The organism is Falsiroseomonas sp., assembly GCF_051860665.1.
Lineage (GTDB): Bacteria > Pseudomonadota > Alphaproteobacteria > Acetobacterales > Acetobacteraceae > Falsiroseomonas.
Window position 1 is genome coordinate 147,552 of sequence record NZ_JBHYDM010000007.1, and the last position, 14,025, is coordinate 161,576.

A 14,025-nucleotide genomic window follows, 5' to 3' on the forward strand; every position below is an offset into this window, starting at 1 on the left:
CCAGCGCGCCATACCTGTCGGCCGAATGCGCGGCATATGGTCGAGGCAGGCAATCGTCAGAGGCGGTGAGTTGAGCAGATTGCACGCAGAGCCAGTCGGGGCAGTTCGGAATCCGCTGCGGGTCATGGCGGAGCAGGTCAACGTCATGCTTGGCCAGCGCATCCGTGAACTGCGCCGGCTGCGGCAGATGAACCAGTCCGAGCTCGCGCGCGAACTGGGCGTTACCTTCCAGCAGGTGCAGAAATACGAGCAGGGCACGAACCGCATCGCGGTCAGCACGCTGTTGCAGATCGCACATGCCTTGAAGGTCCGGCCCGAGGCCCTGCTGGGCGATACGCTGCCGGGCGGGTCGCTCGGCCTCTGCAGCAGCGCGGACAGCCTCTCGCCGAAGATGTTCGCCGAGCAGCTGCAACTGACGGAACTGTTCGTCTCGATCGACGATCCGGTCTGGCGCGGCCGGGTGCTCGAACTTCTGGAACTGCTCAGCGCCGCGAGCCGGCGCGGCGGCTGAGCCGCCTTGCTCCCCTGATCCGGCAAGCCGGGCAATTGTAGAAAAATGTAGGCGAAGGTCCACGGCTGCCACAGCCGGACCCTCACCCGCGCGCGTTCCATTTCGGCGTCGTGCGCCCATCAAAATGCGGCGCGTGAGACAAGCGGTTCGCTTGCGAACCGGCTTTTGGCTTGCAGCTCCGGCCATCGGCCCAGGCGCCAAGCCCGGCCCGGCCGCTGCTCCCCGTGCCTTGGATGAGATTCCGCAACCATAAGTTGCGGCTCCCATCCCTGCTGCGGGGCTGGGCCGGTCTACCTCCGCCTACAAGACCTGACCGAGCGGAGGCTGAACCCGGTTGAATGCGGCTGTTACGATACCCGTGAAGGCAGGGCTCCTGCCTGGGTGTTGATGTTCCGCGAAGGCAGGCCCACCGGGCCGCCCGGGCCGGCCGCCGTCACGGACGGCAGCGGCTGCGCGTCATCCGCCAGGCGTGCCTCCCTCAGATTCTTCACGACGTCGTCCGACGCCAGATCACGAGCCACCAAGCGGGGAAACGGACCATGAGCAACTCGATCACCGGCCTGAACGGCGCCGATTCGCTGCCCGGCACCGAGGCCGCGGAAAGCATCTTCGGCCTGGAGGGTGACGATACCCTGGAGGGTCTGGGTGGCGATGACACGCTGATCGGCGGCCTCGGCGCCGACCTGCTGAATGGCGGCGAAGGCTTCGACACTGCGGATTATTCGGGGTCCGGCGAGGCTGTCACCATCGATCTCGAATCTTTCGGTGGCGCCGGCGGCGATGCCGCGGGCGACGCCTTCTCCAGCATCGAGGCTGTGATCGGCAGCGTCTACGACGATGAGATCCGCGGTACCGATGGCGATGAATCGCTGCAGGGTGGCGATGGCGACGACGCGCTGTCCGGCCTGGGCGGCAACGACACGCTGGATGGCGGTGCAGGCAACGACACGCTGACCGGAGGCGACGGGAACGACACGCTGGACGGCGGTGCGGGCGACGACGTCTACATGGATGTCGAGGCGGGCGATACCATCGACGAGGCGGCCGATGGCGGGCGCGACCAGGTTCATACGGCCATCGAGACCTATACGCTCGGCGACCATCTCGAGGACTTGGAGGGCACTTCGGACGCCGGCCAGTTGCTCACGGGCAATGCAGCGGACAATTTCATCCAGGGTGCCTCGGGCGACGATTTCCTCGAAGGCGGGGCAGGCGCCGATACCTTGGATGGTGGCGCCGGCAATGACAGCTTCTTTGAAGACGACGGCGACCTGATGATCGGCGGCGCCGGGATCGATTCGCTCAACATCGACAACAGCCCGGTGCTGGACGTCACGGTGGTGGCGCTGGATGGCGGCGGCTTCACCGTGACCGGCCCCAACGGCACCCAGACCATCCAGGGCCTGGAGCGCATTGTCGATGCCGGCGGCACCGCCTTGCTGCTCGTCGGCAATGGCGGCTTCGCCAGCCTGCAGGAGGCCCTGGATGCCGCCAGGCCCGGTGATACCATCCGCCTCTTCGAGGATGCCGATCCCGAATTCTACCGCGGCCAATTCACCGTCACCAGGGGCGGAATCACCATCGAGGCGGCGGAAGGCCACGACATCACCCTGGAAGCGCCGGACACCGCCGGGCTGGTGCAGACGAGCACGACGATCAACGGCTGGGCGACCTATGCGATCCTGCAGCTGAGCGTTGCCGACCCGGCGGAGGGCGCGGTGACGGTGCGCGGCATCACCATCGACGGGCGCGGCCAGGCGGCGGCCTCCTCGGACGACTCCATGGTGGGGATCGCAGTCACCAATTCCTCCGCGGTGATCGAGGAGGTGACCATCACCGGCATCCGCGAGCCGCTGGAGCAGGATGGCAGCCTCTCCGGCTTCTCGACCAACTACGGCATCCTGGCCGAAGGCAGCGGCGCGCTGGAGGAGGTGGTGACGCTGGAGGTGCGCGACAGCACCATCACCGACTTCCAGAAGACGGGCATCATCGCCTGGGGTCCGAAGCTGGACGTCCTGATCGAGGACAATACCATCATCGCCAGCGGCGAGCGGGGCAAGTCGAACCAGAACGGGATGCAGATCGGCTCCGCGGCCGGCAACGGGCGCGATGGCACCACTGGCATCATCCGCAACAATACCATCAGCGACATCGCCCCCGGCAGCCCGGGCTATTCGGCAACCGGCATCCTGGTCCGCCAGTCCGGCACGCTCGAGATCACCGGCAATACGATCTCCGGGCCCGCGGATCTCTCCGCGCCGATCGAGACGATGGGCTCGGTCGGCGTTGGCCTCTATGAGGCCGGCACGGCGGTGACCGTCTCGGACAATGACTTCGGCCAGTTGACGATCGGCGTCTTCATCGAGGCGCCCTGGGGGCCGCTCGACACCTATGACGCGCCACATGTGCTGAGCGGCAACAGCTTCGAGAATGCCTATATCGGCGTCTATGACAGCCAGAACAACAACAACAACGAATTCGACGGGATGGCGCAGAATGCCCTGACCATCACGGTCGACTCCGCGGCCACCGTCACCAATGGTCGCGGCTTCCTCGAATACGCGCTGTTCGGCGGCGATGACAGCTTCCTCGACACCGGCGCCGCGGCGACGCTTCTGGATGCGGGCGATGGCGACGATTCCATCGTCTCCGGTTCCGGCGCGGATAGCCTGGCCGGTGGCGAGGGCAACGATACGCTGGACAGCGGAGCGGGTGACGACCTGCTGTCGGGTGGCGAGGGTTCCAACCTGCTGCAGGGCGGCGAGGGCTTCGACATTGCCGACTACAGCGATCACGAGTCGGGCATCCGCGTCGACCTGTCGGAATCGCGCGGAGATCACGGCAGCGGCGAGGATACGCTGGAGGCGGTCGAGGGCGTGATCGGCACCGATGAGACCGACCTCCTGCGCGGCGATGCGCAGGCCAATCTGCTCGATGGCGGCGGATCTACCGATATCTTCATCGCCTCCCTGGGTGCGGACACGCTGATCGGCGGCTGCGGCACCGACTGGGTCGTCTACCTCGGTGAGGAGTTCGAGGACGGCGTGGTGGTCTCGCTCGACCCGACGCAGCAGAGCGGACTGGCGGCGAGCGGCCAGGTGCTGGTGGATATCGAGGGCGTCATCGGCACGATGGCGGATGACTGGATCATCGGCGATGTCAGCGGGGCGGGGGGCTACGTCGACAACATCCTGCTCGGCCTGGCGGGTGACGATATCCTGGATGGCGGCTACGGGGATGACGTGCTGGCCGGCGGCGACGGCAACGACCTGCTGCTCGGCGGCTCGGGCTTCGACACGGCGCTCTATATCGCACGTGAGACGGCGGTGGAGGTCCGGCTCGACCTCGGCCTCGCCATGCACGGCGACAATGTGGACGAGCTGGTCTCGATCGAGGCGGCGGTCGGCAGCCAGTTCGACGACCTGCTGGTCGGCGATGCCGAGGAGAATGACCTGGCCGGCGCGAGCGGCAACGACACGCTGGTCGGCGGCGCCGGCGGCGACCTGCTGGATGGCGGCGACGGCATCGATACGGCGAGCTACGCCAATGCCACCACGGGCGTCACGGCCGTGCTGGAGCAGGTCGCGCCCGGCTTCGGTCCCCTCTATTACGAATCGCCCAATACGGGTGACGCTGCCTATGACAGCTATGTCTCGATCGAGAACCTGGAGGGCTCGGCCTTCGCCGATGCGCTCTATGGCGACGAGCAGGACAATGTGCTGCGCGGCCTGGCGGGTGCCGACGCGCTCTATGGCGGCGCGGGCAACGACACGCTGGAGGGCGGGCTCGGCGCCGATGCGATGAATGGCGGCGATGGCTTCGACATCGCGACCTATGAGAATGCGGCCGCAGGCGTCCAGGCCACGCTGGAGGGCTTCCGCAATACGCTGACCGGCACCAACAACGAGGCGCAGCGCGATGCCTACGTCTCCATCGAGGGTCTGCGCGGCTCGCAGCATGCCGATACGCTGTATGGCAATGCGACGGCCAATCTGTTGCAGGGCCTGGATGAGGCCGATCTGCTGATCGCCGGGGACGGCGACGATACGCTGGAAGGCGGCGCGGGCGCTGACGGGCTGACGGGTGGCGAGGGCTTCGACCTGGCCAGCTATGCGAGCTCCGATGCGGCGGTGCGCGTCGACCTCTCGACGCAGAGCGGCGAGGGCGGGCATGCGGAGGGCGATAATCTCCAGGACATCGAGGCGGTCTTGGGCTCCGCCTTCGGCGATACCTTGACCGGCGATGCCGCCGACAACCTGCTGATGGGCGGGGCGGGCGACGACACGCTGGTGGGCGGCGCGGGCGCCGACACGCTGGATGGCGGGGAGGGCTACGACCTGGTCTCCTACGCCACCGCGACGACGGGGCTGGTGGTAGACCTGCAGGATCCGAGTGCCGCGACCGGGGATGCGGCGGGCGACACGCTGATCTCGATCGAATACGTGACCGGTGGTTCGGGCAACGACACGCTCCTGGGCGACAGCTTCTCTAACATCCTGGATGGCGGTTCGGGCGACGACTTCATCAGCGGCCGCGGCAATGCGGGCGACACGATGGCGGGCGGCGATACGCTGATCGGCGGCGAGGGCAACGACACCGTCAGCTACGAGTGGGACAGCACCGGCGTTGCGCTCTATCTTGATACGGGGGAGGCCAACTATGTAGGCGGCACCGACAGCGTCATCGGCTTCGAGCACGCGGTCGGTGGTTCCGGCATGGACCTCATCCAGGGCAATGCGGGGGCGAACCGGCTGAACGGCGGTTCCAACGACGACACGCTGAACGGCAACGACGGCGACGATCTCTTGCAGGGCGCTGGCGGCGATGACCTGCTGCAGGGCGGCGCCGGCAACGACACGCTGGAGGGCGGCTCTGGCTCGAACCGCCTCCTCGGCGGCGATGGCCTCGACGTTGTGGACTACAGCGCGGCAGTGGATTCGCGGGTGGTCTTCGGGACGCTGGCCAATGAGCTTGCGCGCTACAACGATGTTGGCCTCTGCGGCACGGATTCGCTCTCCTCGATCGAGACGCTGGTGGGCACCACGGGACTTGCGGATCTGATCGATGCCTCGGGCGAGACCGTTCGCAGTTTCACGATCGATCTCGGCGCCGAGACCCTGGTGGCCGCCGGCGGCACTGCGCAAAGCATGACGGTGACGGGCTTCGAGCAAGCCGAGGGCGGCGCGCTGGATGATGCGATCACCGGCTCCGACGCCGACAATATCCTGTCGGGCAATGACGGCGCCGATGCGCTCCTGGGCGGCCTCGGCAATGACTCGCTCATGGGCGACGCGGGCGACGACACGCTGGCGGGCGGCGCGGGTGCCGATACGCTGGATGGCGGCACGGGTCTCGATACGGCCGACTATTCGGCCTCGACCGATGCGGTGCAGTTCTACCTCTCGGCCGGGTCGGCGGTCGGTGCCGGTGGCGATGCCGCGGGCGACGTGCTGAGCGGGATCGAGAATATCATCGGCTCGGACCACAACGACACGCTGCATGGCGATGCGGGGGACAATATCCTCACCGGCGGGGCGGGCGACGACACGCTGGCAGGGGATAGTGGCGCGGATACGCTGCTGGGCGGGCTGGGCAACGACCTGTTCCGGATCGGCACGGCGGCACAGCATGCCACGGGCGAGGTGATCGACGGCGGCGAAGGCAACGACGTCATCCTTTTCACCAGCGTCACGGCCGAGACGCTGGTGCTGACCGAGGGCGTGACCGGCGTGGAGGAAGTCCAGGCGACCGCTGGCACGACGGCGCTGAACATCAATGCCACTGGCCTTGCTGCGGGCGTGGGCATCACCCTCGTCGGCAATGCCGGCGCCAATGCGCTGACCGGCAATGACGAGGGCGAGAACCTGCTGATCGGCGGCGACGGCGCGGATACGCTGACCGGCGGCACGCTGGCCGATACGTTGGAAGGCGGGGTCGGCGCCGATATGCTGATCGGCGGCGATGGCAATGACTGGGTGAGTTATGCCGGCGGGCTGGAGGCGATCTCCGTCAACCTGAAGGACCAGGCGCAGGCGCTCGGCGATGCGCAGGGCGATACGCTGCAGAGCATCGAGAATGTCATCGGCACCGACGGCGACGACTTCATCCGCGGCAACACGAGCACGAACCAGCTGGTCGGCGGCCTGGGCGATGACTCGCTGCAGGGTTTCGAAGGCAACGACACGCTGGAAGGCGGGCTCGGGGCGGACGAGCTGATCGGCGGCACGGGCAACGACTTCGCGAGCTACCGCTCCTCCAGCATCGGGGTGACGGTGGACCTCAGCGGGGTGCGCGAGAATACGGGCGAGGCGTTGGGGGATACCTTCCTCAGCATCGAGAACCTGGAAGGCTCGGCCTATGACGATATCCTGGTGGGCAATGGCGGGGCGAACCTGCTGCGCAGCCGGGTGGGCGACGACTGGATGTCGGGCGGCGCGGGCAACGACACGCTGCAGGGCGCGGCGGGCGAGGATACGCTGATCGGCGGCGCGGGCAAGGACCAGCTGACGGGCGGCGAGGGTGCGGACACCTTCGTCTTCACCTCGGCGAGCGAGAGCGCGGCGACGGCGGCGGGGCGCGATGTCATCACGGATTGGAGCGAGGGCGATGTGATCGACCTGAGCGGCTTCGATGCCAATACGACGGTGTCGGGGACGCAGAGCTTCGTGTTCCGCGGCGTGACGACGAGCAACACGGCGGCGAATGCGGGTGAGCTGTGGGTCTTCCAATTCGGCGGCGACACCTTCCTGATTGGCGGCGTGGATGGGGATGGCGTGCGCGACTTCATGGTGGAGATCACCGGATCGCAGGTGCTGAGCGGGGCGAGCTTCGCGGGCGTGCGGGCGAACCTGGTGGGCGGCGCCGGGGCCGATGTGCTGACGGGCGGGTCGATGAACGACACGCTGTCGGGCGCGGGTGGCGACGATGTGCTGACGGGCGGCGCGGGGAAGGACATGCTGACCGGCGGCGCGGGGAACGACCGCTTCGTGTGGAGCTGCGAGGCGGATTGCGGCGCGGTCACCAGCAGCCGCGACGTGGTGACGGACTTCGGCGCGGGGGACCTGATCGACCTGTCGGGTCTGGATGCGAATCTGGACCTGGAGGGGCTGCAGGACTTCGTCTTCCTGGGCCAGGTCTCGAGCTCGGCGGGGGCAGCGATGGGGGCAGGCCAGGTGAGCTATCACCAGTACAACGGCAATACCTTCATCAATATCGGCCTGGACGGGGACAATGTCCGCGACATGACGATCGAGCTCACCGGGCTGAAGACGCTGAGCGCCAGCGACTTCGTGCTCTGATCCGACGGGACGGGCGCCGGATGCGGCGCCCGTCCATCACGACAGGCGGCTTCGTCCTCCTCGCGGAGGGCGAAGCCGTTTTCGTTTGATGCGGCGGAAGGCGGGGCGGGTCAGATCGGCAGGTCGCCGGTGCTCTTCACCTCCTCCATCACCGTATAGGTGTGCGTCTGGCGGATGCCCGGCAGCGCCACCAGGCTCTCGCCCAGGAAGCGGCGATAGGCGACCATGTCGCGCACCCGCACCTTGATCAGGTAATCGAAGCCGCCGGCCAGCATGTGGCATTCCATGATCTCGGGCATGCGGCGCACCGCGGCGGCGAAATCGTCGAAGACGGTGGTGCTGGTGCGGTCCAGCGTGATCTCGACGAAGACCAGCAGCGCGCGGTCCAGCCGGCTCGGGTTCAGCCGCACCGAATAGCCCTCGATCACGCCGTCCCGCTGCAGCCGCCGGATGCGCTCCGAGGTCGCGGCCTGGCTGAGATTCGCCTGCTTCGCCAGTTCCACATTGGACATGCGGCCATCGCGTTGCAGCAGGCGGAGGAGGCGTCGGTCGGTATCATCCATGACCGAAGCATTTGCGCAGTCCGCGGCCCTTGGCCAGGAATGATTCGGCATCTGGTCCGAAAATACGAAGCCCCTTCGGCAGCAGTCGCTCTACAGCAGGGATCGCCACTGCCGGAGGCGCCGCCCATGCCCCCCTTCGCCTGCCTCACCCCGCTGCCGCCCCGCTCCGCCCTGCGGGCCCGGATCACCGCCGCCTGCCGCCAGCCCGAGGCCGCATGCCTCGCCGGCCTGCTGCCCGTCGCCACCCTGCCGCCCGAGACCAGCCGCCAGGCCAGCGCCCTGGCCACCCGGCTGGTCACCGCGCTGCGCGCCAAGGGCCAGCGCGGCGCGGTGGAGGGGCTGGTGCAGGAATACGCGCTCTCCTCCCAGGAAGGCGTCGCGCTGATGTGCCTGGCGGAGGCGCTGCTGCGCATCCCGGACAGCGCGACGCGGGATGCGCTGATCCGCGACAAGGTCGGCAGCGGCGACTGGCGCCGCCATGTCGGGCAATCCCCCTCGCTCTTCGTCAATGCCGCCACCTGGGGCCTGGTGGTCACCGGCAAGCTGGTCGGCACCGCGGATGAGACCGGCCTGGCCCAGGCGCTGACCCGCCTGCTGGCCAAGGGCGGGGAGCCGCTGATCCGCAAGGGCATCGACATGGCGATGCGGCTGCTGGGCGAGCAATTCGTCACCGGCCAGACCATCGCGGAGGCACTGGCCCGGGCGCGCCCGCTGGAGGCGCGCGGCTTCCGCTATTCCTACGATATGCTGGGCGAGGCCGCGACCACGGCCGAGGACGCCACCCGCTACGCCGCGGCCTATGAGGCCGCGATCCGGGCCATCGGCCAGGCCGCCGCGGGGCGCGGCCCCTACGAGGGGCCCGGCATCTCCATCAAGCTCTCCGCCCTGCATCCGCGCTACAGCCGCGCGCAGCAGGACCGCGTGATGAACGAGCTGCTGCCGCGCCTGCTCGGCCTCGCGCGGCTGGCGCGCCGCCACGACATCGGCCTCAACATCGATGCGGAGGAGGCGGACCGGCTGGAGTTGTCGCTCGACCTGCTGGAGGCGCTGTGCCTGGACCCCCAGCTGGCCGGCTGGAACGGCATCGGCTTCGTCGTGCAGGCCTACCAGAAGCGCGCGCCGCATGTGCTGGACTGGCTGGTGGACCTCGCCCGCCGCACCGGGCACCGGCTGATGGTCCGGCTGGTGAAGGGCGCCTATTGGGACAGCGAGATCAAGCGGGCGCAGCTGGACGGGCTGGCGGATTTCCCGGTCTTCACCCGCAAGCCGCATACCGATGTCTCCTACCTGGCCTGCGCCAACAAACTGCTGGCGGCGCCGGATGCGGTCTTCCCGCAATTCGCCACGCACAATGCCGCCACCCTCGCCGCCATCCACAGCCTGGCGGGCCCGGACTTCCACCCCGGCCAGTACGAGTTCCAGTGCCTGCACGGCATGGGGGAGCCGCTGTATGAGGAGGTGGTCGGCCCGGCGAAGCTGGACCGCCCCTGCCGCATCTACGCTCCCGTCGGCACGCATGAGACGCTGCTGGCGTATCTGGTGCGCCGGCTGCTGGAAAACGGCGCCAATTCCTCCTTCGTCAACCGGGTGCAGGACCCGAAGGTGGCGGTGGCGGAGCTTGCGGCGGACCCTGCCGAGCAGGTCGCGGCCATGCCAACGCCCGGCGCGCCGCATCCGCGCATCGCCCGCCCGCCCGAGCTCTTCGCGCCCGACCGGCAGAATTCCACCGGGCACGACCTGGCGGACGAGGCCACGCTGGCCAGCCTGGCGGAGGCGCTGCGCGACAGCGCGACCCAGGACTGGCGCGCCGCACCGCCGGGCCCCGCCGCCGGCCCCTGGCAGCCCGGCCGCAACCCGGCCGATGCGCGCGACCTGGTCGGCCAGGCCGCCTGGGCCACGCCGGCCGAGGTGGAGGCCGCCCTGGCTCGCGCCGCCGCCGCCCCCTGGCAGGCCACGCCCCCCGCCGCCCGCGCCGCCTGCCTGCAACGCGCCGCCGCGCTGATGGAGGCGCGCCGCGTGCCGCTGCTCGGCCTGCTGGTGCGCGAGGCCGGCAAGACCCTGGGCAATGCCGTGGCCGAGCTGCGGGAGGCGGTGGACTTCCTGCGCTACTACGCCAGCCAGGCGGCGCGGGACTTCGACAATGCCACGCATGTCGCCCTCGGCCCGGTGGCCTGCATCTCGCCCTGGAACTTCCCCCTCGCCATCTTCACCGGCCAGGTCGCTGCCGCGCTCGCTGCCGGCAATCCGGTGCTGGCCAAGCCGGCGGAGGAAACGCCGCTGATCGCCGCCCAGGCCGTCGCCCTGCTGCACGAGGCCGGCGTGCCGCCGGATGCCCTGCAACTGCTGCCCGGCGATGGCGCGGTGGGCGCGCAGCTGGTCGGCGATGCGCGGATCCACGGCGTGGTCTTCACCGGCTCCACCGAGGTGGCGCGGCTCATCGCGCGGCAGCTGGCGCAGCGCCTGAACCCGGATGGCAGGCCGGTGCCGCTGATCGCCGAGACCGGCGGCCAGAATGCCATGGTGGTGGATTCCTCCGCCCTGGCCGAGCAGGTGGTGGGCGATGTCATCGCCTCCGCCTTCGACAGCGCCGGCCAGCGCTGCTCCGCGCTGCGCGTGCTGTGTTTGCAGGAGGAGGTGGCCGACCGGGTCCTGGCCATACTGCGCGGCGCGATGGCGGAGCTCACCATCGGCAATCCGGATCGGCTCGCCACCGATATCGGCCCTGTCATCACCGCCGCGGCGCGTGACGGCATCCTCGCCCATGTCGCGGCGATGCGCGACGCCGGCTGCGCCGTGCACCAGGCCGCCCTGCCGCCCGGCTGCGAGACCGGCAGCTTCGTGCCGCCGACCATCATCGAACTGGACGACCTCTCCCGCCTGACGGGCGAGATCTTCGGACCGGTGCTGCATGTGCTGCGCTGGCGGCGGCAGGACCAGGCGCGGCTGATGCAGGCAATCAACGCCACCGGCTATGCGCTGACCTTCGGCACCCACAGCCGCATCGACGAGACCATCGCCCAGCTCACGCGCCAATCGGCGGCCGGCAATGTCTATGTGAACCGCAACATGGTCGGCGCCGTGGTGGGGGTGCAGCCCTTCGGCGGGCATGGCCTCTCCGGCACCGGGCCGAAGGCGGGCGGGCCGCTCTATCTGCGCCGGCTGCTCGCCCGCTGCCCGCAGCCGCTCGGCCTGGCGCCGGGCGAGGTGCCGGCCGCCGCACAGGCCTGGCGGGACTGGCTCGCCGCGCGGGATGCCGCCGCCGCCGCGCGCCTGGTCCGGCTGCACGCCGCCCCGCCGGCCGCCATCGACCTGCCGGGACCGGTGGGGGAGCGCAATCTCTACACGCTGCTGCCGCGCGGCCGCGTCCTCTGCCTGGGCGGGACGGAGCCGGGCGCGATCTGGGCGCAGCTGGATGCGGCGCTGCTGGCCGGCAATATCGCGCTCCTCGGCCCCGGCATCGCGGTGCCGGAGCGCCTGCCGCCGGCGCTGTCCGAGCGGGTCCGCCCGGCCGCGGCGGGGGAGGAGGCCGCGGCGGTGCTGGCGGAGGGCAATGTGGCGCGGCTCGCGCCGATCCAGGCCGCGCTGGCGGCGCGCCCCGGCCCGATCCTGCCGCTGGTCGTCCCCGATGCCGCGGGCGCCTATCCGCTGGACCTGCTGCTGCGGGAACGCAGCGTCAGCACCAACCTGGCGGCGGCCGGCGGCAATGCGAGCCTGATGATGCTCGGCTGAACCCTAGCCGATCTCGGGCGGCACACCCCGCGCGCTGCGGCGCTGGGCGGCCATGCGGGCCGGCGCATTGGCCGCGCCGAAGCCGGCATAGCCGCCGCTGCGCTCGGCGATCTCCAGGAAGACACCCTCGCGGAAGGCGGCGGTATAGGCGTGGCGGAAGACCCCGCCGGCCGGGTCGCGGTCATAGAGCAGGTGCCGCTGCCGCAGCGACGCCAGCTCCGCATCCGTCACGCCGAAGCGGGCGCCGAGATCCTCGTAGTAGTTCTCCGGGATATCGAGCAGCGGCGCCTGGCGCGCCGCGGCCTGGTCCACCACCGCCGCGGCATCGGCGGTGGCCAGCGCCACATGATGCACGCCGGCCCCGGCCAGACCGGAGACGAAGCGCCCGGTGCCGGTGCGGGTGCTTTCCGAGACATTCAGCGGCAGGCGCAGGCTGCCATCCGGCGCCACGAAGGCGCGGGAGCGGACCAGGCCATAGGGATCCGGCAATTCCCACAGTGTCTCCGGCACCAGGCCGAACAGGGCGCGGTAGAACAGCACGAAACTGTCCATCATCCCCGGCGCCACGGCCTGCGCCGCATGGTCCAGGCCCAGGAAATGCCCCGCCTCCTGCGCCGCGGGCGAGAGGTGGAAGTCGTCCTCCCAGATCGGCCGGGCGCCGAGGGCCGGGTCCTCCACCAGGTAGATCAGCGTGCCGTCCGGCGCGCGGATCGCCGGGATGGCGCGCTCGCCCGCCCCCGTCCGCTCGCGCCAGACCGGGTATTGCAGCGCCTGGGCGCGGGCGACGAGGCGCGCGGGATCGTCGACGCGGATCGCCATGGCGCAGACCGCGGGGCCCAGCTGCTCGAAGCGCTCGGCGGCGGCGCTGTCCGGCTCCGCATTCAGCACCAGGTTCGCGCCGCCATTGCGCCACAGCTCGACATCCTTCGAGCGATGCGTGCCGGCGCGGCGGAAGCCCAGCGTGCCGAGCATGCCGCCGAGCTCCGCCCGCGCCGCATGGTCCAGCGCGAATTCGACGAATTCCAGCCCGCTCAGCCGCGGCAGCGCCGGCAGCACGCCGCCACCCTGCCCCTGGGCCATCTGGTCCCGCAGCCAGGTCAGGCTGCGCCGCGCATCGCGCGCGATGCGGCGGGAGGGTGCCGCGCGGAACTCGTCGTTGAAGATCTCGAGCGAGAGCGGCCCGGCATAGCCGGCGCGCAGGACCTCCGCCAGGAAGGGGGCGACGGGCAGCTCGCCCTGGCCGGGAAACAGCCGGTGATGCCGGCTCCAGGACAGCACATCCATGGACAGCCGGGGCGCATCGGCCAGCTGCAGGAAGAAGAGCTTTTCCGCCGGCACCGCCTCGGCCAGCCCGGCCAGGTCGTCGCCCAGCGACAGCGTATGGAAGCTGTCGAGGCAGAGGCCCAGCGCCGGATGCCCGGCGCGCTGCACGATGTCCCAGGCCTGCCGCCATCGGTTCACGTGGCGCCCCCAGGCCAGGGCTTCGTAGCAGATGCGCAGGCCGCGCCGCCCGGCCCGCTCGGCCATCTCGCGCAGGTCGGCCGCGGCGCGGGCCGGGTCGTCCAGCGTGGCGGGCTGGGTATTGGAGCAGACCAGGATCAGCTCCGTCCCCAGCGCCTGCATGATGTCGAACTTGCGCTCGGCGCGGTCCAGGTTGCGCGCTCGCTGCGGCTCCGGCATCGCCTCGAAGTCGCGGAAGGGCTGGAAGATGGTGATGGCGAGGCCCAGCTCCTCGCACATCCGCCGCACCTCGGCGGGGGTGCCGTCGAAGGTCAGCAGGTCGTTCTCGAAGATCTCCACGCCGTCGAAGCCGGCGGCGGCGGCGGCCTCCAGCTTGTCGGGCAGGGTGCCCGAGAGGCAGACGGTGGCGATGGAGGTCGGCAGATGCTCGCGCGGCGTCACGGCGTCCTCCGCAATCCCGGGT

The 14,025-nt window shown here is 70.0% G+C and carries 5 protein-coding genes; 3 read left to right on the top strand and 2 right to left on the bottom strand.

The genetic code is table 11. The features are described 5' to 3' along the window. The first annotated feature begins 124 nt into the window (after window positions 1–124). Entirely contained in the window at window positions 125–511 is a 387-nt protein-coding gene (locus tag ACTIF1_RS10130) for a helix-turn-helix domain-containing protein (RefSeq protein ID WP_439596283.1), read from the top strand. Window positions 512–1,050: 539 nt separating this feature from the next. After that, the gene (locus ACTIF1_RS10135; protein ID WP_439596284.1) at window positions 1,051–7,809 is read left to right on the top strand and encodes a right-handed parallel beta-helix repeat-containing protein; all 6,759 of its coding nucleotides are present in this window, start codon (window positions 1,051–1,053) and stop codon (window positions 7,807–7,809) included. A 110-nt stretch (window positions 7,810–7,919) separates the two neighbouring features. Here the strand turns inward: ACTIF1_RS10135 and ACTIF1_RS10140 are convergent, their stop codons facing one another. Continuing rightward, entirely contained in the window at window positions 7,920–8,372 is a 453-nt protein-coding gene (locus ACTIF1_RS10140) for an Lrp/AsnC ligand binding domain-containing protein (RefSeq protein ID WP_439596285.1), read from the bottom strand. A 126-nt stretch (window positions 8,373–8,498) separates the two neighbouring features. Between ACTIF1_RS10140 and putA the strand changes: the two genes are divergently transcribed. Beyond that, the gene (gene putA / locus ACTIF1_RS10145; RefSeq protein ID WP_439596286.1) at window positions 8,499–12,101 is read left to right on the top strand and encodes a trifunctional transcriptional regulator/proline dehydrogenase/L-glutamate gamma-semialdehyde dehydrogenase; all 3,603 of its coding nucleotides are present in this window, start codon (window positions 8,499–8,501) and stop codon (window positions 12,099–12,101) included. A gap of 3 nt (window positions 12,102–12,104) precedes the next feature. Here putA and ACTIF1_RS10150 read toward each other — a convergent pair whose 3' ends face one another. After that, entirely contained in the window at window positions 12,105–14,003 is a 1,899-nt protein-coding gene (locus ACTIF1_RS10150; protein ID WP_439596287.1) for a bifunctional sugar phosphate isomerase/epimerase/4-hydroxyphenylpyruvate dioxygenase family protein, read from the bottom strand. Between the last annotated feature and the right edge of the window lie 22 nt (window positions 14,004–14,025).